This is a genomic window from Pseudomonas matsuisoli (assembly GCF_014647635.1).
Lineage (GTDB): Bacteria > Pseudomonadota > Gammaproteobacteria > Pseudomonadales > Pseudomonadaceae > Pseudomonas_P > Pseudomonas_P matsuisoli.
On record NZ_BMPO01000002.1, the window covers coordinates 71,338 to 90,121 of the forward strand.

Below are 18,784 nucleotides of genomic sequence, written 5' to 3' on the forward strand. Positions count from 1 at the left end.
TCAGTCGCCTACGCGACTAAAGTCGCCCCTACAGGATGAGAACTGCATGAGTCTGCGGAGATTGGGCGTGCTGTGCTTCATCTGTAGGGTGTAGGGGCGACTTCAGTCGCCTTGTTGGCTAAAGCGGATGGCCGCCCCGCCGCCCTTACATACATAAATGCGACAGACATAAAAAAAGCCCCATAAGGGGCTTTTTTTATGTCTGGAGGAATCAGCCAAGCACGGAGCCCTGCACCAAGGCCAGCAAAGGCTGCGGGTAAACACCGAGCACGAAGGCCAGCGCGGTGATCGCAAGCAGCATGACACCACCAGCGCGCGCCCCCCAGTTCGACGGTGCATCCTGGCGTTGCAGGTTTGGCTCGACGAGGAACAGTGTCACCATGACGCGTAGGTAGTAGAACAGACCGATCGCACTACCCACCACGACCGAACCGACGAGCAGCCACTTCTGCGCTTCGACGCCGGCGGCCAGCACGTAGAACTTACCGATGAAGCCTGCTGTAAGCGGAATACCCGCCAAAGACAGCATCATGACGGTCAATACGGCGGTCAGGTACGGGCGCCGCCAGAACAGGCCGCGGTACTGGTACAAGCCGTCGGCATCGCGCTCCTGGAAGGGCGTGGACATTAAGGTTACGACGCCGAAGGCACCAAGGCTGGTGATGGTGTAGGTCAGCAGGTACACACCAATGGCTTCGACAGCCAAACCTTCGCTGGCGACCAGGGCAACGAGCAGGTAGCCGAAGTGGGCGATGGAGGAGTAACCCAGCAGACGCTTCAAATTGCTCTGCATCAGCGCGAGCAGGTTGCCAATGAGGATCGAGGCCACCGCGATGACCGTCAGCACACCGTTCATCCAGCCGCCATCGGTTGCCGGTGAAATCTCGTACAAACGCAGCAGCACTGCGAAGACCGCAACCTTGCTCGCAGACGCGAGGAACGCCGCGACCGGCGCTGGCGCCCCTTGGTAGACGTCCGGCGTCCAAAGGTGGAACGGTACCAGCGACAGTTTGAATGCCAGGCCGATGAGCATCATGGTGATGCCGGCCTGAACCAGCAGATTTTCACCCATGGTCGCCAGGCTCACGCCCAGGCCGCTAAAGCTCATGGTGCCTGCATCGGCGTACAGCAATGCCATGCCGAACAGCAGGAACGCGCTGCCCGCGGCGGAAAGCACCATGTACTTGATGCCGGCTTCGAGCGAGTGACGGTTGAAGAAGGCGTAGGCCACCATCCCATACGTCGGAACGGAGAGCAGTTCGAGGCCGATGAATAGCCCCGCCAGATGCTGCGCGCTGACGAGTACCTGGCCGCCGAGGCAGGCCAGGAGCAGCAGGAGGTACATCTCCTCGCGATTGCCTGGATAGCCCACCTTTGGGTTTCGGTGATCGCCCAGATAAGCATGCATGAGCGTTGCGCAGGCGAGAGTCGAGATCAGGACGAGGGCAACGTAGTAGCAGGCAAAGCGGTCGATCACCATCAATGGCGTCACTTCGATGGGCGTGACGCCCAGCGCGGGGATGACGGATATCAACGCGGCGTTCAGACCAATCACGGTCAGGATGAAAGTCAGCGCATGGTTGCGGCGCAGGGCAATCGCCAGCATGACCACGATGGTCGTGATGGCGGTGATCAGCAGCGGCAACATGGCCATGAAGTGGGTGGATGTGATTTCCACGGCAAGAGGTTCCATAAGACTACCGGGCCGATGCAAGTTGATTGAGGGCGGCGCTCATCCACTGCTGCACGCCTTGCATGCTCGCATGGGAGGTGTCCAGCACCGGTTGCGGGTAGACGCCAAGCAGGATCAGCAAGGCCGCGAGGGTCAGGATCATGCCCAGCTCGCGAGGCTTGAGCCCTTCGATCGGCGTATCCGACTGCGCGGGCCCGAAGTGCGCGCGGTGGATCATGATCAACGAGTAGACCGAACCGAAGACAAGGCCTGTTGCGGCGATGACGGTGACCCAGGGCGCCACCTGGAAGCTACCGACCAGAATCAGGAATTCACCGACGAAGTTACCGGTGCCGGGCAGACCCAACGCGGCGGCGGCGAAGAAGAGGCTCAAAGCCGGTAACCATGGCATGCGCTTCCACAAGCCGCCCATCTCGCGGAAGTCCCGCGTATGCAGGCGCTCGTAGAGCTGCCCGCAAAGGATGAAGAGCGCCGCCGCGGAGAGGCCGTGCGCCATCATCTGCACCACGGCACCCTGCAATGCGATCTGGTTACCGGAGTAGATGGCGATCAGCACGAACCCCATGTGTGAAACGCTGGAGTAGGCCACCAGTCGCTTGATGTCAGTCTGGGCGAACGAGAGCAGCGCGCCGTAGATGATGGCGAAAACGCCGAGCCACATGGCGATCGGCGCGAATTCAGCCGAGGCATCCGGGAAGAAGGGCAGGGCGAATCGCATCAAGCCGTACGCCGCAGTCTTCAGCAGGATGCCGGCAAGATCCACAGAGCCCGCGGTGGGTGCCTGGGCGTGAGCATCCGGCAACCAGGAATGGACCGGGACCACCGGGAACTTCACCGCGAAGGCGATGAAGAAACCCAGCATCAGTAAGTATTCAGCGGTAGCGGATAGCTGAGTGTTCAGTAGGTCGGCGTAAGCGAACGTCAGGATGCCAGTCTGGTTGTAGTGGATGAGCACCAACGCGATGATGGCGACCAACATCACCAGGCCGCTGGCCTGGGTGAAGATGAAGAACTTGGTCGCTGCCGTGATGCGGCTCTTGCCTGGGCTGCCGCTGTGTCCCCACAGGGCGATGAGGAAGTACATCGGTACCAGCATCATTTCCCAGAAGAAGAAGAACAGGAACAGGTCGATGGCGAGGAACACGCCAACGACGCCGCCAAGAATCCACATCAGGTTGAGGTGGAAGAAGCCGATGCGCTTGTCGATCTCGTTCCAGGAACAGAGTACCGACAGCACACCAAGCAGGCCGGTCAGGACGATCATCAAAATCGAAAGGCCGTCCAGGGCCAGGTGGAAACTGATGCCGAAACGCGCGATCCAGGGTACTTGGAACTCGGCGGCCCACTGAGGCGCTGTACCGGGTGCCGGCGCCAGGGAGAAGTCGGCGGTTGACCACAGCCATAGGCCGAGGACGAACAGCAAGGTCATCGTAAGCAGGGCGATCCAGCGCGGCACCACATTGCCGAGTCGCTCGGCTTGCCAGCACAGCAAGCCGCCGATGAAGGGGATCAGGATTAGCCAGGGCAGAATCATGACGGGCTCAATTCCTTTCGCAAATTCGCATAATCAGGTCAGCAGAACGATGACGAACACCAGCACCGCGCCACCCGCAAGGGAGGCCGAGTACCAGCGCAGTTGTCCCGTTTCGCTGCGGCTCATCGCGGCGTTACCGCCACGCGCCAAAAGCGGAATCAGGCCCAGCGTCTTGTCGATCGGGTCGCGGCCAAGCAGGCGGCAGGCGAACAGATAGGGTTTGACGAAGAGCTTGTCGTAGATCCAGTCGAAGCCCCAGGCGGCGAACCACCAGGCCGAAAGCAGGCGTCCGGGAGCGCTGTTGGCGATCGCACTGACGAAGCGGCGTTTGCCAAGGAACAGCATCGCGGCCAACAGGATGCCCGCCAGGGCGATAGCACCCGAAGCGATTTCCAGGCTGTGTTTGGCTTCACCACCGGCGTGGCCGACGCTTTCGGGAAGCACGCCTGCCAATGGTGGGGTGATCCAGGCACCGATAAACGTGGACAGTACGATCAACACCATCAGCGGCACGTTGTGCGCGAGGCCGTGTCCGGCGTGGGCGTCGGTTTTCGCTTCGCCGTGGAAGGCGACGAAGATCAGACGGAACGTGTAGATCGATGTCATGAAGGCACCGACCAAGCCTGCGTATAGCAAACCGGTATTCCCGCTCGCGAACGCTTCCCAGAGAATCTCGTCCTTCGAATAGAAGCCCACAGTGATCAGCGGCAGCGCGGCCAGCGCAGCGCCACCTACGATGAAGCTTGCATAGGCCAGCGGCAGTTTCCTCCAGAGGCCACCCATCTTGAAGATGTTCTGCTCGTGGTGGCACGCATGGATCACGGCGCCCGAGGCGAGGAACAGCAGCGCCTTGAAGAAGGCGTGGGTCATCAGGTGGAAGATTGCAGCGTCCCAGGCACCGACACCCAGCGCCAGGAACATGTAGCCGATCTGACTCATGGTGGAATAGGCGAGGATGCGCTTTATGTCCGTTTGGACCAGCGCGGCGAAGCCCGCCAGGACGAGCGTGACACCGCCGACGATACCAACAAGTTCGAGGATTTCCGGCGTCAGCAGGAACAGGCCGTGAGTCCGCGCGATCAGGTAGACACCCGCAGTCACCATCGTTGCTGCGTGGATCAGCGCGGAGACAGGCGTCGGGCCTGCCATCGCGTCGGCCAGCCAGGTCTGCAGCGGGAGCTGAGCGGATTTACCCACCGCACCGCCTAGCAGCATCAGCGTAGCGATCCACAGCCAGCTGTCACCAGCAGCGTATTGCTCCGGTGCGCGAACCATCAGTTCCTGAATGTTAAGCGTGCCAAGGTGCATAAACAGGATGAACAGGCCGATGGCCATGAACACGTCGCCGATGCGGGTGACGATAAAAGCCTTCAGTGCGGCATTCCCGTTCTTGCGCTCGGAGAAATAGAAGCCGATCAACAGATAGGAGCAAAGGCCCACGCCTTCCCAACCAAAGTACAGGAACAGCAGGTTGTCGCCGAGAACCAGCAGCAACATGCTGAAGATGAACAGGTTGGTGTAGGAGAAGAAGCGCGCATAGCCGTATTCACCGCGCATGTACCAAGAGGCGAACAGGTGAATGAGGAAACCTACGCCGGTGACTACGCCGAGCATCGTGACGGACAGGCCATCAAGGTACAAGGTGAAGCTTGGGGCGAAGCCATCGACGCTCATCCACTGCCAAAGCACCTGGGTGTAAACCCCGCCCTCGGGTGGCGCGAGGTTGAACTGCCAAATGACCCAGGCCGCGGTTAGCGCAGAAAGGCCTACCGAGCCAACGCCTACGAGCGCCGACGTGTTTTCGGTCATGCGCCCGCGGGAGAAGGACAGGATGAACCAGCCAATCAGCGGGAAAACGAAAGTGAGGAATAGTAGGTTCATCCGCGCATCTCGCTGGCAGCGTCGACATCGAGGGTATTGAAGCGGCGATAGAGCTGCAGCAGGATCGCCAGGCCAATGCTCGCTTCGGCCGCGGCAAGGGTAATGATCAGGATGAACATCACCTGACCGTCGGCTTGGGCCCAGCGAGCACCTGCCACGATGAAGGCGAGCGCAGTCGCGTTCATCATGATTTCAAGACTCATCAGTACGAACAGGATATTGCGGCGCACCATCAGGCCGACAAGGCCGAGGGCGAAGAGGACGGCAGCCAGGGCCAGCCCATGTTCCAGAGGGATAGCGCTCATCAGTCATGTGCCTCGCGACGACCGAGGTGGAAGGCAGCGACCAGTGCTGCCAGCAGCAACATGGCAGACAATTCCACAGCCAGGATGTAAGGACCGTAAAGAGATATGCCGACGGCCTTGGGCTCGATCGTGGTCTGGCCGATTGCCGCGCCTGTCGAATGCCCGAACAGGACATAGAGCAACTGCGCGAGCAGGACGGCGGAGAGAATCGACGGTCCGGTCCAGATGCCCGGGGTCATCCACTTGCGTTCCTGCTCGATGGCGTCACTGCCCAGATTCAACATCATCACGACGAAGACGAACAGGACCATGATCGCGCCAGCGTACACGATGATCTCGAGCACACCCGCAAACGGTGCGCCGAGGGCGAAGAAGCACATCGACACGGCCAACAGTGAAACGATGAGGTAAAGCAGCGCATGCACCGGATTGGTGTGCGTGATCACCCGGAAGGTCGAAGCCACTGCGACCCCCGCGGCGAGATAGAAAGCGATTTCCATGCCTCGAGTCTCCTTAGGGCAACAGGCCTTTCACGTTGATGGGTTCAGCCTCATTCTGCGCGGCACCTTTCGGTTTTCCGGCAATGGCCATGCCCGCTACGCGATAGAAGTTGTAATCCGGATACTTGCCGGGGCCCGAAATCAGCAGGTCGTCCTTTTCATAGACGAGTTCCTGGCGATTGAACTCGCTCATTTCGAAATCCGGCGTGAGCTGGATCGCGGTCGTTGGGCACGCTTCTTCGCACAGGCCGCAGAAGATGCAGCGCGAAAAGTTGATTCGGAAGAACTCCGGATACCAGCGACCGTCGTCGGTCTCGGCTTTCTGCAGCGAAATGCAGCCAACAGGGCAGGCGACCGCGCAGAGGTTGCACGCCACGCAACGTTCTTCGCCATCCGGATCGCGAGTGAGGACGATACGGCCGCGATAACGTGGCGGCAGGTACACCTGCTCCTCGGGATACTGCAACGTGTCGCGTTTGCGGAAGCCGTGACCAAAGATCATTACCAGGCTGCGCAGCTGCGTGTAGGTACCGACGATAACGTCGAGAATGTATTTGAACATGTGAACTCTCCTTACTGCATGGCCAGCACGAGCGCGCCGGTCACGAGCAGGTTGATCAGAGTCAGCGGCAGGCAGAACTTCCAGCTGAACGACATGACCTGGTCATAACGCGGCCGTGGGATCGAGGCGCGTAACAGGATGAAGATCATGATGAAGAAGCCAGTTTTCAGCGCGAACCAGATGAAGGGGATCTGCGGCAGCAAGTCGAACGGGCCGTGCCAGCCGCCGAAGAACAGGGTTGTCAGCAATGCGGAAACGAGCACGATGCCGATGTACTCGCCGACGAAGAACATGCCCCACTTCATGCCTGCGTATTCGATGTGGTAGCCGTCCGCGAGCTCTTGCTCGGCTTCCGGCTGATCGAAGGGGTGGCGGTGAGTCACCGCAACACCGGCAACGAAGAAGGTACAGAAGCCGAAGAACTGCGGGATGATGAACCACAGGTTTTGCGCTTGATACTCAACGATGTCGCGCATGTTGAACGAACCGGCCTGTGCCACGACACCCATGAGTGCAAGACCCATGAAGACTTCGTATGAAATCGTCTGGGCCGAGGCACGCAGGCTACCGAGCAGGGCGAACTTGTTGTTGCTGGAATAGCCGGCGAACAGGACCGCATAGACGGTCAGGCCGGCCATGGCGAAGAAGAACAGCAGGCCAATATTCAGGTCGGCGATGAACCACGTCGGCGTGATGGGAATGACCGCGAACGAGATCAGCAACGCGCTCATGGCTACGACGGGCGCGAGCACGAAGATTAGCTTGTCGGCGAAGGGCGGTGTCCAGTCCTCCTTGAAGAACATTTTCACCATGTCCGCGCCGAGCTGGAACATGCCGAACGGACCGACGCGGTTAGGGCCGTGCCGATCCTGCCACCAGCCCAGCAGCCGACGTTCGACAAAGCTCAACAGCGCGCCGGACACGACCGCAGCTAGCAAGATCACGATGGCTTTTAGGACTGCGATGATCGTTTCGATGACGACAGGAGTGAGCCAACTCATTGGGCGGTCTCCTGCAATCCGGTGGCATTCGCGCCAATGATTCCCGCAGGGACGCCGTCAAAACCAACGGGCAGACCAATGAGGCCTACGCCGAGCGACTCGCTGACGCGCAACGGTAGGCGCAGGCTTTGTCCGTCGATCGTCAGGCTGAGCATGGCGCCGTCATTCACACCGAGACGGTCGGCTTCCTGCTTCGCCAGTGCTACGTAGGCGGGCTGGATGCGCTCCTGTACTGGCGCTGCACGGGAGGAGGTTTCCTCGCTGCCGAACAGATGGTGGTAAGGCACGACCTGCCAATTGCCCTGTCCAGGGTTGAAGGCCGCTGGCGCACTGAACCAATTCAACGCCGTACCGCTTGGCTCGATCAGCCGAATGCCCGGGTCGCCCGCACGCAGGTGACCGCCCACTTCATCCTGGAATTTGTTCCAGGCCTGTGGGGAGTTCCAGCCTGGGGACCAGGCAAACGGAATTTGCTGACGCGCTTCTTTGCTGCCGGCATAGCCTTCCATGGAGAAGGCGAAGGCGCTGTCGATGTCCTGCGGTTGCCGCGGCTCGTGGACGCTGACATTCGCACGCATGGCAGTACGACCGCTGTAGCGGTGAGGCTCGCGTGCCAGTTTCAGGCCCTTGATACGGAAGCCTGCGGACGGCGCCGCATCACGAATGCCGGCGAGCCCTGGAGCACTGCTGGCGCAGGCATCGGTGACGTGATCGAGTTGGGTCCAGTCGAGGGCTTTGCCGTTGATCGTGCTGTGCAAGGCATGCAGCCAGCGCCAGCCTTCGCGGACCATGCTGTCGGCGTTGTAGTAAGTCGGCTCGAACACCTGGAAGAAGCGTTGTGCGCGGCCTTCCTGGCTGACAAGCGTGCCGTCGCCTTCGGCGAAGCTGGCAACCGGCAGCACCAGATGTGCACGCGCAGTGGTGTCGGTCTGCTGATGGTCTGCGACGATGACGGCGCTCGCGGCATTCAACGCGGCGTCGACCTTGCTTTGCGGCGCGCGGCGGTAAAGATCGTTTTCCAGCACGACGACCGCATCGGCTGCACCGCTGCTGAGGCGCTCCAGTGCGGCGTCGAGCGAGTCACCACCGAAGAGCGCAAGGCCCATGCTGTTGGCCTCAGGTACAACGAGGCTCAACGAGGCGGACTTTTCGCGGTTCTTCAGCGCCTGGCCAATGTTGGCTGCGGCTTCGATCAGGGCGCGTGAGCCCAGCGAGGCCCCAGCGATGACCAGTGGGCGCTTGGCGTTCAGCAGCGCGTCAGCGATCTTCTGTGCCAATTCCAGAGCATCTTGCTCAAGACCGGATACGGCAGGCGAGCTTGCATCGATTAGGTTAGCAACGGCAAAACCGAGGCGCGCCAGGTCGTCAGGTGCGGCGTGCACGCTCTGCTCAGCGATATCGTCGAGGCGAGTCTCATCCAGGCTGGCGATGTAGACCGGATTCAGCGCACCTTGGGCAACGTTCTCGATAGCTGCTTGATGCCAGCCCTGAACCTTCATCGACGCGGCGATTTCGGTGGCCTTACCTTTCGCAGCCTGGCGAACGGCCAGCGCAACGCGCGCGGCTGTTTGCGTGAGGTCTTCGCCGAGAATGAAAACGGCGTCGTGATCCTCGATTTCGCGAATCGAGGGGATCGGCAGCGGGCCGTTTTGCAAAATGTCGCGAATTAGGCGGATGTTCGACAGGTCGGTTTCGGCAATCCCGCTGAAGTAGTTATCGACACCGACGAGTTCACGTAGAGCGAAGTTGCTCTCGAGGCTGGCGCGTGGCGAACCGATACCGATCACGCGTTTGCCGGCGAGCAGCTCCGCGGCCTTGTCGAGCGCGGCATCGATACCGAGCGCCTGCGATCCAAGCAGCGGTTGGATAGGGCGATCCTTGCGGTTGACGTAGCCGTAGCCGAAGCGACCGCGGTCGCAGAGGAAGTAATGATTCACCGAGCCATTGAAACGGTTCTCGATGCGGCGGAGCTCGCCGTAACGTTCGCCGGGGCTGATGTTGCAGCCTGATGAGCAGCCATGGCAGATGCTTGGGGCGAACTGCATGTCCCACTTCCGGTTGTAGCGCTCGGAGTGAGTTTTGTCGGTGAAGACGCCAGTTGGGCAGACCTCGGTGAGGTTGCCGGAAAATTCGCTTTCCAGCGGCCCATCTTCAACGCGTCCGAAGTACACGTTGTCATGCGCACCGTAGACGCCGAGGTCGGTGCCGCCTGCGTAGTCCTTGTAGTAGCGGACGCAGCGGTAGCAGGCAATGCAGCGGTTCATTTCATGCGCGATGAACGAGCCGAGTTCCTGGTTCTGGTGGGTACGTTTGGTAAAGCGATAGCGGCGGGCGTTATGCCCAGTCATCACCGTCATGTCCTGGAGGTGGCAGTGACCGCCTTCCTCGCAGACTGGGCAGTCGTGCGGGTGGTTGGTCATCAGCCATTCGATGACGCTGGCGCGAAACTGCTTCGCTTCCTCGTCTTCGATGGCGATCCAGGAGTTATCGGTGGCGGGTGTCATGCAGGACATGACGAGGCGACCGCGAGTATCGTTCTCGTCCGCATACTGCTTGACCGCGCATTGGCGGCAGGCGCCGACGCTTCCCAGCGCCGGGTGCCAGCAGAAGTAGGGGATGTCGAGGCCGAGAGTCAGACAAGCCTGTAGCAGGTTGTCCGCACCGTCGACTTCGTACGCTTTGCCGTCTACGTGGATGGTGGCCATACGGTTTTCTTCTTATCCGCCGAAACGGATTTGGCTAATGGAATTCATTGTGTGACCCGCAAGCTTCACGGCGCTGAAGGGCAATGGCATTGCCAACATCCTTCATCGCGCTACGCCCGCAGGCCTTATTTTCGACACGGCTTTCACCGTGCCTGGGTCAAATGGGCGTCTCGACGACGGTAGGTCGCGGCTCAACCGGCGCACGAACCACGCCTGCTTCGAATTCTTCCCGGAAATATTTGATCGCACTGCCTAGGGGTTCGACGGCGCCAGGTGCATGGGCACAGAACGTCTTGCCTGGGCCGAGGAAATTCACCAGTCCCAGCAGGGTCTGGATGTCTTCCGTCGTACCTTGCTTGAGCTCTAGGGCGCGAAGAATCTTCACGCTCCAGGGCAGGCCATCGCGGCAAGGCGTACACCAGCCGCAGGACTCACGGGCGAAAAACTCTTCCATGTTGCGCAGTAGCGAAACCATGTTGACGCTGTCGTCGATGGCCAACGCAAGCCCAGTACCCATACGGGTGCCGACCTTGCCGATGCCGCCCGCATACATCTGTGCCTCGAGATGCTCAGGTAGCAGGAATCCGGTACCGGCGCCGCCGGGCTGCCAGGCTTTCAGCGTGAAGCCGTCGCGCATGCCACCGGCATAGTCCTCGAACAGCTCACGGGCGGTAACGCCAAAAGGCAGCTCCCAGATGCCAGGATTCTTCACCTTGCCGGAGAAACCCATCAGCTTGGTGCCGTGGTCTTCACTGCCTTCGCGGGCGAGCGATTTGTACCAGTCGATGCCGTTACCGACGATGGCGGGGACATTGCACAGCGTTTCGACGTTGTTGACGCAGGTAGGCTTGCCCCATACGCCGACAGCGGCGGGAAAGGGTGGCTTCGAACGAGGGTTGGCGCGGCGACCTTCCAGGGAGTTGATCAGTGCCGTTTCTTCACCGCAGATATAGCGGCCAGCACCGGTGTGAACGAACAGCTCGAAGTCGAAGCCGCTGCCTAGGATGTTCTTGCCAAGCAAGCCGGCGGCTTTGGCTTCATCGATCGCGCGATTGAGATTACGCGCGGCATCGACATACTCGCCACGCAGGAAGATATAGCCGCGATAGGCCTTAAGGGCGCGCGCGCTAATAAGCATGCCTTCCACCAACAGGTGCGGCAGCTGCTCCATCAGCATGCGGTCCTTCCAGGTGTTCGGCTCCATCTCGTCCGCGTTGCACAGCAGGTAGCGGATGTTCAGCGATTCGTCCGCCGGCATCAGGCCCCACTTCACGCCAGTCGGGAAGCCTGCGCCGCCCCGACCTTTCAGGCCAGAATCCTTGACCTGCTGGACGATGTCCGCTTGGGCCATGTCCGTCAGTGCCTTGCGGGCCGCAGCGTAGCCATTCTTTTGCTGGTACTCGTCGAGCCAAACAGGCTCTCCGTCGTCGCGCAGGCGCCAGGTCAGCGGATGGGTTTCTTCGGTGCGCGCGATGCTGTTGATCGGGCCGAAGGATGTCAGGCGTTTGCTCATGAATAAGCCTCTAGCAGTCCGGCAACGCCGTCCGCGCGCACATCGCCGAAGGTGTCGTCGTCGATCATCATCGCGGGCGCCTTGTCACAGTTTCCAAGGCAGCAGACGGGAAGCAGGGTGAAGCGTCCGTCCGCCGTGGTCTGGCCAGGCACGATGCCCAGCTGACTCTTCACGCTTTCAAGAATCGACTCGTGGCCCCCGATGAAGCAGGTCATGCTGTCGCACACACGAATGATGTGACGGCCTACGGGTACACGGAAAATCTGGCTATAGAAGGTGGCGACACCTTCCACGTCACTGGCGGGAATACCGAGCACATCAGCGATCGCGTAGATCGCGCCGTCCGGTACCCAGCCGCGTTCTTTCTGGACGATCTTGAGGGCCTCGATGGACGCGGCGCGTGGGTCCTCATAGTGGTGCATTTCGTGTTCGATCGACGAGCGCTCGGTTTCGCTGAGTTGGAAACGATCGGTCTGGATCAAGGCTGCATTGCTCATCGTTTTCTCCTCAGCGATCCACGTCAGCCATGACGAAGTCGATACTGCCCAGGTACGCGATCAAGTCGGCGACCATGCTGCCCCTGATCACCGAAGGGATTTGCTGCAGATGTGGGAAGCTCGGCGTCCGGATGCGCGTGCGGTAGCTCATGGTGCTGCCGTCGCTGGTCAGGTAATAGCTGTTGATGCCCTTGGTGGCCTCGATCATCTGGAAGGCCTCGTTGTGCGGCATCACCGGACCCCACGACACCTGCAGGAAGTGCGTGATCAGCGTTTCGATGTGCTGCAACGTGCGCTCTTTCGGCGGCGGCGTGGTCAGCGGATGGTCGGCCTTGTATGGGCCTTCGGGCATGTTCTTCAGGCACTGCTCGATAATGCGCAGGCTTTGGCGCATCTCACCCATTTTCACCATGCAGCGGTCATAGGCATCGCCGTTCGCGGCCAGCGGCACTTCGAATTCGAAGTTCTCGTAGCCGGAATACGGGCGCGCTTTGCGCAGGTCGAAGTCCAGCCCTGTCGCTCGCAGGCCCGCACCCGTCACGCCCCATTCGAGCGCTTCTTTGGTGTTGTAAGCGGCGACTCCGATCGTCCGGCCCTTGAGGATGCTGTTCTTGAGCGCCGCAGTTTCGTACTCGTCCAGACGCTTGGGCATCCAGTCGAGGAACTCGCGGACCAGCTTGTCCCAGCCGCGTGGCAGGTCGTGGGCAACGCCGCCGATGCGATACCACGCCGGGTGCAGGCGGAAGCCGGTAATGGCTTCGACAACCTTGTAGGCACGCTGACGGTCGGTAAAGGTGAAGAACACGGGCGTCATTGCGCCTACGTCCTGAATGTACGTGCCGAGGTAGAGCAAGTGGTTCAGGATGCGGAAGAACTCCGCCATCATGATCCGAATGACATCCACACGCTGCGGAACCTTGATCCCGGCCAGTTTCTCGACCGAGAGCACGTAGGGCAGGTTGTTCATCACCCCGCCGAGGTAGTCGATACGGTCGGTGTAGGGAATGAAGCTGTGCCAACTCTGGCGCTCGGCCATCTTCTCGGCACCACGGTGGTGGTAGCCGATCTCAGGCACACAGTCGACGATCTCTTCGCCGTCGAGCTGCAGAATGATGCGGAAGGCCCCGTGTGCGGAAGGGTGGTTCGGGCCGAGGTTGAGGAACATGAAGTCCTCATGCTCACCGTGTTGCTTCATGCCCCATTCTTCGGGCTTGAAGCGCAGTGCTTCCTGTTCGAGATCCTGCTTGGCGGCGTTCAGTGCGTAGGGATCGAACTCGGTCGCCCGGGCCGGGTAGTCCTTGCGGAGGGGATGGCCCTGCCAGGACGCCGGCATCAACATGCGCGCCAGGTGTGGGTGCCCCTGGAAGGTGATGCCGTACATGTCCCAGACTTCGCGCTCATACCAATTGGCGTTCGGCCAAATCGAGGTACAGGTAGGCAGATTGAGGTCGCCTTCTTTCAACGCGACCTTGATCATGACGTCGCTGTTACGCTCGATCGACATCAGGTGGTAGAACACGGTGAAGTCGGCATCCGGTAAGCCGCGACGGTGCGTACGCAGACGCTCGTCGACGCCATGCAGGTCGTACAGCATCACATAGGGCTTAGGCATTTCGCGAAGGAAACGCAGCACGTCGATAAGTTGCTGGCGGGCCACCCACAGTACGGGCATGCCGGTGCGGGTGTCCTGTGCGGTAAAGGCACCTTCGCCAAAGCGGGCGCGCAGTTCGACGACCACATCCTGGTCGTCAGCCTTGTAGGGCGGGATGTACAGAGCGGTGTCTGCCGTCATGATTCTCGGTCGCTATCGGTCAACGTGGCGGTGTATCGAATCGCTGCAGGTCCCGGTTTCAGGGCCTGCGACCTTCGGTCACACTTCGTCTGGGCTGCGCAGGTTGGTAACCTGTATCCGTCTTTCGCGATTCGCTTCCCGCTGCGACGGCATCTCGGCGCGGTACACGCCTTGATCGCCAACGACCCACGAAAGCGGTCGACGCTCCTGGCCTATCGATTCCTGCAGGAGCATCAGCCCTTGTAGGAAAGCTTCAGGTCGAGGAGGGCAGCCGGGTACGTACACGTCAACGGGCAAGAATTTGTCCACGCCCTGGACGACCGAATAGATGTCGTACATGCCGCCGGAATTGGCGCATGAACCCATCGAGATGACCCACTTGGGCTCGAGCATCTGTTCATACAGGCGTTGGATCACCGGCGCCATCTTGATGAACGGCGTCCCGGCGATGACCATGAAGTCCGCCTGACGGGGTGACGCTCGAATAACTTCGGCGCCGAAACGCGCGATGTCGTGTGGTGCAGTAAAAGCGGTGGTCATTTCCACGTAGCAGCAGGAAAGGCCGAAGTTGTATGGCCAAAGGGAATTCTTACGTCCCCAGTTGACCGCACCATTCAGTACGTCTTCCAGTTTGCCCATGTAAACGCTGCGGTTGACCTGATCCTCGGTCAGAGGGTCATCGACGATCTCCCGCTCACCGATCGGATAGCGATCCGAGGTCGCCTCCGGATCGATCCTGGTGAGTTTGTATTGCATTGCCAAAGCCTCATTGTTTTAGCTTCGCTTGCCGATTGCGACGGCCTTCTGGTGCCCAATCAAGTGCACCGCTGGCTGCCTCGTAGACAAGACCCGCGAACAGAATTGCTATGAAAACGGCTGCTCCGGCGAACCCGAACCATCCGCTTTCGCGAACGGAAGTGGCCCAGCCGAACAAGAAGAGGGCTTCGACATCGAAGATCACGAAAAGCATCGCGACGAGATAGAACTTGGCAGAGAGACGCAGACGGGCGCCTCCAGTAGAAACGACGCCTGATTCGAAAGGGTCGTTCTTCGCGCGACCGATTGCTCGGCTGCCTAGAAAGCGGGAAGCTCCGATCATGAACGCACAAAGACCGAACACGCCAATAAGGAAGATGGCGAAGGCCCAGTTATGCGAAATAGTGGATACAGCTTCCGGCATTCAGAAACTCCCATCAGGACGGCTTAATTAAGGTTATGCGCCTGCACCGAAGTGGGCTAGTTCGCGAAGTCTATGCTTCAAATTGGTGTAAGTAAAATTTTTTAATCGGAGGCATTAATACTTTGCGCAGGATCGTGTAACGCGCTACAGGCCACGTAAACAGGGCCTTCTGCGGAGAAAATGACACTTAGTTAATGATAATAAATATCATTAACTAAGTGTGCGGATGGCGCCCCAATAAAGGAGCGCTGCAGGGAAATAAATCCGAGTTATTTAGTGGGAATAGCCGAGTCTGTTGATGTCCAGCACGGGATCATTAGTTGAATTGATTCATCGTGTTGTCCTTCCCTCCTGCTTTTAACGCCGCTTCGCCAGCGAAGTACTCCTTGTGGTCATCGCCAATGTCAGAGCCCGCCATGTTTTGATGCCTCACGCAGGCGATGCCGCGGCGGATTTCTGCGCGCTGTACGTTTTTTACGTAGGCCAGCATGCCTAGATCGCCGAAGTAACCTTCCGCTAGGGCGTCGGTAGACAAGGCGGCGGTATGGTAGGTCGGCAATGTAATAAGGTGGTGGAACACGCCGGCTTCGCGAGAAGCATCACGCTGGAACGACCGGATGTTATTGTCCGCCACCTTCGCAAGCTCGGTCTGGTCATATTCGACGTTCATCAATTTCGCGCGATCGTAGGTCGAGACGTTTATCCCTTCCGCCTGCCACGTGTCGAATACCTGCTGCCGGAAGTTAAGTGTCCAGTTGAACGATGGGCTGTTGTTATAGACAAGCTTAGCGTTCGGAACGGCTTGCTTGATGCGATTGACCATCTTGGCGATCTGCCCGACATGCGGCTTTTCAGTCTCGATCCATAGCAAATCTGCACCATTTTGCAGCGATGTGATGCAGTCCAGCACTACGCGGTCTTCGCCAGAATCCGGGCGAAATTGGAACAGGCCGCTGGCAAGACGCTTTGGCCTCAGCAATGCCCCGTCCCGATTGATAACAACGTCGCCATTGGTAAGCGCTTCAGGCGCAACCTCTTCGCAGTCGAGAAACCGATTGTACTGATCGCCCAGGTCGCCCGGTTGCTTGCTGACCGCGATCTGTTTCGTCAAACCTGCGCCGAGCGAGTCAGTCCGCGCCACGATTACACCTTGGTCGACACCGAGTTCGAGGAAGGCGTAGCGCACGGCATTGATTTTCGCCAGAAAGTCTTCGTGTGGGACCGTAACCTTCCCATCCTGATGTCCGCACTGCTTTTCATCCGATACCTGGTTTTCCAGCTGAATGCAGCAGGCACCGGCTTCGATCATTTTTTTCGCTAGCAGATAAGTCGCTTCGGCATTCCCAAAACCTGCGTCGATATCGGCAATGATGGGTACGACGTGGGTCTCGTGTTGCTCGATCTTTTTCAGGATTGCGGTTGCCTTGGCGTTTTCGTCGGCTGCGGTCGCTGCGTCGAATTCCCGGAACAGCCCGCCGAGTTCGCGCGAGTCCGCCTGCCGGAGAAATGTATATAGCTCCTCGACTAAAGCAGGTACCGCAGTCTTCTCATGCATCGATTGATCAGGCAGCGGGCCGAACTCGGAACGCAGTGCTGCAATCATCCAACCCGAAAGATAGAGGTAGCGTTTGTTCGTAGTGTGCAGATGCTTCTTGATCGAGATGAGCTTCTGCTGGCCAATGAATCCATGCCAGCAACCGAGAGATTGAGTGTAACGGGAGGGGTCGGCGTCGTATTCGTTCATATCCCGACGCATGATGGCGGCGGTATACCTGGCGATGTCGAGCCCGCTTTTGAAGCGGTTTTGTATCCGCATGCGGGCAACGTATTCCGGATTGATCGCACTCCAAGACTGACCTGCGGTTTCCGTGAGGTGCTGGGCGGCTGCAACTTCTTGCTGGTAGTTGAGCATGACGACATCCTTTGCGGCTGATGGTTGGGCGCGATTTCCCCGCTTTTCGTGCCGGTGCCATATCACTGCTGTGCGCGGCAGTTTCCACTCAGTCCTTCGCTGCATTCTGGTGTGCCTACCTGCATTCCGATATATCCAAACGAAAGCATTCGTTCTGTGTAGTGAATGAAGTTATTCACAACAAAAATATCGAACATACCGGAAAGATTCACTTTAATGCGTTGGGTGAGCCGATAAAAGCGGGTTCGAGCGCTAATCTGCCGCTATTGAAATCGGCCGTCAATGCGTTTTGTAGTGAAATATAGGAAGGCACTACAAAAGTCGTAGGCGGTGTCTCAGTTGAGCAAATCGACTTTCACGCGCAGGCTCATGTCATTTCGGCCGTCGGTTTCGTAGCGCTTGAGCAGTCCGCTTTGCCCTTGGGAATAGCTGCCGCCCACGCTGCCGACGGGTATCCATTCGCCGATTTTGCCGGACACACGGGTATCAGCGCTTTGCAACTCGATAACTTGGTTAGAACCTGCCGATACACGATCGCGATTGCTGCTGAGTACTAGGTGAACCGTGTCGCCTGTAAGGCTTGCTGTCACGTAAAAGCCTCTAGTCACATCCCGGTATTGCGTGCCTTGATACGTCTGTCCATAGCGATCGATATCATTCGTCGACAATGGCACGCTCTGTCCCACCTGGATCATGGCGGGATAGCCCTCGGTCGCTTGCACTTGCTGCACGCCTGCATCCTGGCTTTCAGTACTTCTTCGGATAATGGTCACGCCATCAGGGCCTTCACCGTCGGAGCGAAGCTGGATGTCACGTCCACCCACTTGGCCATTGATCGAGTAACCGTCTTGTCGCGTCGTCGCAGAGTCGCTGGTGTCGACACTGATCAGCAGTTGGCGAGGTGCTTGATCCAACTGATTCATGACGCCCCTGATTTCAGCGAGCTTGGCTGGCGTCGTATTAACGATCAACTGGCTGCCGTAGGCATCCGCCTTGCCTTGGTTGCCCAGGATTGATTGCACGATAGGCAGCACGTCTGCAGCCAGGCGGTGGTTGAGTGGGATGACTTCGGTAGCGGCAGATGCCGAGCACGTCGTGAGGGAGAGGAGCGCGATCGTCAATGGACGAACATTCATAAGATGAAGCTCCGCAAATTAGGGGCGTCGATGCTGTGGTCCCACGCATGGTCGAAGCTCCGTTGGATCAGGCGCGCGTTTACACGCTCGGCGTCGGTATCTTGAGCGCTTAGGTGCTGAACGAACAGGAGTCGGTCATCGACGATCAGATAGCCCGAGCGCTCGAACGGGTGGTCTGGATTCAGCTGCCGAATGCTGCAGTTGCTAGTAAGACGCTGCGCCAGTTTGATCAGACGGTGACGTTCGAGATGCTGCGTTTCTTTCACCAGTATCCTGAGTCGGCTGCGTGATTGATGAGCCAGCAACTTGATGCAGGCGTCTAAGGCCTCATCGCTGTCGTAAAGCCAAGGATCCAGATTAATGCTGCAGATGCAAATGGAGCGCTTGGCTGCACCTAGCAGCGTATGAGCGCGCTCCCGTACATCCTTCTGAAGCAAGGCTGCAGATTCGGCTGTTTTTGTTTCGCCATCGCTTGGAGGATGGACATCGGAGGCAGTAGGGAGGGCGCGTGTGGCCTCGAACACGATTGGAGGAAGATCTGGGTCTGGCTGCCAATCGCGCTCGTCGGTCATT

16 protein-coding genes are annotated in these 18,784 nt (G+C 59.1%); all 16 read right to left on the minus strand.

Features of this window, described 5'->3' with window-relative positions; all coding sequences use genetic code 11:
• Window positions 1–211: 211 nt before the first annotated feature.
• The 16 genes from nuoN to IEY47_RS03910 all read right to left on the minus strand — a co-directional run bounded on the left by nuoN (window position 212) and on the right by IEY47_RS03910 (window position 18,783).
• Window positions 212–1,678, minus strand: a complete 1,467-nt coding sequence (gene nuoN, locus IEY47_RS03835) for an NADH-quinone oxidoreductase subunit NuoN (RefSeq protein WP_194492372.1) — start codon at window positions 1,676–1,678, stop codon at window positions 212–214.
• A gap of 19 nt (window positions 1,679–1,697) precedes the next feature.
• Window positions 1,698–3,227: an NADH-quinone oxidoreductase subunit M gene (gene nuoM, locus IEY47_RS03840; protein WP_188981846.1), complete on the minus strand. Its 1,530-nt coding sequence runs from the start codon at window positions 3,225–3,227 to the stop codon at window positions 1,698–1,700.
• Window positions 3,228–3,260: 33 nt separating this feature from the next.
• Entirely contained in the window at window positions 3,261–5,108 is a 1,848-nt protein-coding gene (nuoL, locus tag IEY47_RS03845) for an NADH-quinone oxidoreductase subunit L (protein WP_188981847.1), read from the minus strand.
• A complete protein-coding gene (gene nuoK, locus IEY47_RS03850; protein WP_188981848.1) occupies window positions 5,105–5,413 on the minus strand; it encodes an NADH-quinone oxidoreductase subunit NuoK in 309 nt (102 codons plus the stop codon). Before nuoK ends, nuoL begins: the two co-directional genes overlap by 4 nt.
• A complete protein-coding gene (gene nuoJ, locus IEY47_RS03855; RefSeq protein WP_188981849.1) occupies window positions 5,413–5,913 on the minus strand; it encodes an NADH-quinone oxidoreductase subunit J in 501 nt (166 codons plus the stop codon). The genes nuoK and nuoJ overlap by 1 nt, the downstream gene beginning before the upstream one ends.
• Window positions 5,914–5,926: 13 nt before the next feature.
• A complete protein-coding gene (gene nuoI / locus IEY47_RS03860; protein ID WP_188981850.1) occupies window positions 5,927–6,475 on the minus strand; it encodes an NADH-quinone oxidoreductase subunit NuoI in 549 nt (182 codons plus the stop codon).
• Between the two features lie 11 nt (window positions 6,476–6,486).
• On the minus strand, window positions 6,487–7,476 hold the full coding sequence (gene nuoH, locus IEY47_RS03865; RefSeq protein ID WP_188981851.1) for an NADH-quinone oxidoreductase subunit NuoH: 990 nt from the start codon (window positions 7,474–7,476) through the stop codon (window positions 6,487–6,489).
• A complete protein-coding gene (gene nuoG / locus IEY47_RS03870) occupies window positions 7,473–10,181 on the minus strand; it encodes an NADH-quinone oxidoreductase subunit NuoG (protein WP_188981852.1) in 2,709 nt (902 codons plus the stop codon). Before nuoG ends, nuoH begins: the two co-directional genes overlap by 4 nt.
• Before the next feature lie 157 nt (window positions 10,182–10,338).
• Window positions 10,339–11,694 carry an NADH-quinone oxidoreductase subunit NuoF gene (gene nuoF, locus IEY47_RS03875; protein WP_188981853.1) on the minus strand — a complete coding sequence of 452 codons (1,356 nt, stop codon included), beginning with the start codon at window positions 11,692–11,694 and terminating at the stop codon, window positions 10,339–10,341.
• A complete protein-coding gene (gene nuoE / locus IEY47_RS03880) occupies window positions 11,691–12,191 on the minus strand; it encodes an NADH-quinone oxidoreductase subunit NuoE (RefSeq protein ID WP_188981854.1) in 501 nt (166 codons plus the stop codon). Before nuoE ends, nuoF begins: the two co-directional genes overlap by 4 nt.
• A gap of 10 nt (window positions 12,192–12,201) precedes the next feature.
• Window positions 12,202–13,983, minus strand: a complete 1,782-nt coding sequence (gene nuoC, locus IEY47_RS03885) for an NADH-quinone oxidoreductase subunit C/D (RefSeq protein ID WP_188981855.1) — start codon at window positions 13,981–13,983, stop codon at window positions 12,202–12,204.
• Window positions 13,984–14,061: 78 nt separating this feature from the next.
• Window positions 14,062–14,739: an NADH-quinone oxidoreductase subunit B gene (locus IEY47_RS03890; protein WP_188981856.1), complete on the minus strand. Its 678-nt coding sequence runs from the start codon at window positions 14,737–14,739 to the stop codon at window positions 14,062–14,064.
• 10 nt (window positions 14,740–14,749) lie between these two features.
• Window positions 14,750–15,163 (minus strand): NADH-quinone oxidoreductase subunit A, encoded by a 414-nt coding sequence (locus IEY47_RS03895; protein ID WP_188981857.1) that lies wholly within the window; start codon window positions 15,161–15,163, stop codon window positions 14,750–14,752.
• Between the two features lie 316 nt (window positions 15,164–15,479).
• Window positions 15,480–17,075, minus strand: a complete 1,596-nt coding sequence (locus tag IEY47_RS03900) for an isocitrate lyase (protein ID WP_188981858.1) — start codon at window positions 17,073–17,075, stop codon at window positions 15,480–15,482.
• A gap of 335 nt (window positions 17,076–17,410) precedes the next feature.
• Window positions 17,411–18,211: a secretin N-terminal domain-containing protein gene (locus tag IEY47_RS03905; protein WP_188981859.1), complete on the minus strand. Its 801-nt coding sequence runs from the start codon at window positions 18,209–18,211 to the stop codon at window positions 17,411–17,413.
• Window positions 18,208–18,783 (minus strand): DUF7931 domain-containing protein, encoded by a 576-nt coding sequence (locus IEY47_RS03910; RefSeq protein WP_188981860.1) that lies wholly within the window; start codon window positions 18,781–18,783, stop codon window positions 18,208–18,210. The genes IEY47_RS03905 and IEY47_RS03910 overlap by 4 nt, the downstream gene beginning before the upstream one ends.
• Window position 18,784: the final 1 nt, after the last annotated feature.

What these genes read in the sequence shown, in the direction of transcription:
- IEY47_RS03905 (WP_188981859.1), bottom strand. Translation starts at nt 18,211, where the DNA reads ATGAATGTTCGTCCATTGACGATCGCGCTCCTCTCCCTCACGACGTGC.
- nuoL (WP_188981847.1), bottom strand. Translation starts at nt 5,108, where the DNA reads ATGAACCTACTATTCCTCACTTTCGTTTTCCCGCTGATTGGCTGGTTC.
- nuoC (WP_188981855.1), bottom strand. Translation starts at nt 13,983, where the DNA reads ATGACGGCAGACACCGCTCTGTACATCCCGCCCTACAAGGCTGACGAC.
- IEY47_RS03895 (WP_188981857.1), bottom strand. Translation starts at nt 15,163, where the DNA reads ATGCCGGAAGCTGTATCCACTATTTCGCATAACTGGGCCTTCGCCATC.
- nuoG (WP_188981852.1), bottom strand. Translation starts at nt 10,181, where the DNA reads ATGGCCACCATCCACGTAGACGGCAAAGCGTACGAAGTCGACGGTGCG.
- IEY47_RS03900 (WP_188981858.1), bottom strand. Translation starts at nt 17,075, where the DNA reads ATGCTCAACTACCAGCAAGAAGTTGCAGCCGCCCAGCACCTCACGGAA.
- IEY47_RS03890 (WP_188981856.1), bottom strand. Translation starts at nt 14,739, where the DNA reads ATGCAATACAAACTCACCAGGATCGATCCGGAGGCGACCTCGGATCGC.
- nuoF (WP_188981853.1), bottom strand. Translation starts at nt 11,694, where the DNA reads ATGAGCAAACGCCTGACATCCTTCGGCCCGATCAACAGCATCGCGCGC.
- nuoH (WP_188981851.1), bottom strand. Translation starts at nt 7,476, where the DNA reads ATGAGTTGGCTCACTCCTGTCGTCATCGAAACGATCATCGCAGTCCTA.
- nuoJ (WP_188981849.1), bottom strand. Translation starts at nt 5,913, where the DNA reads ATGGAAATCGCTTTCTATCTCGCCGCGGGGGTCGCAGTGGCTTCGACC.
- nuoK (WP_188981848.1), bottom strand. Translation starts at nt 5,413, where the DNA reads ATGAGCGCTATCCCTCTGGAACATGGGCTGGCCCTGGCTGCCGTCCTC.
- nuoM (WP_188981846.1), bottom strand. Translation starts at nt 3,227, where the DNA reads ATGATTCTGCCCTGGCTAATCCTGATCCCCTTCATCGGCGGCTTGCTG.
- IEY47_RS03910 (WP_188981860.1), bottom strand. Translation starts at nt 18,783, where the DNA reads ATGACCGACGAGCGCGATTGGCAGCCAGACCCAGATCTTCCTCCAATC.
- nuoI (WP_188981850.1), bottom strand. Translation starts at nt 6,475, where the DNA reads ATGTTCAAATACATTCTCGACGTTATCGTCGGTACCTACACGCAGCTG.
- nuoE (WP_188981854.1), bottom strand. Translation starts at nt 12,191, where the DNA reads ATGAGCAATGCAGCCTTGATCCAGACCGATCGTTTCCAACTCAGCGAA.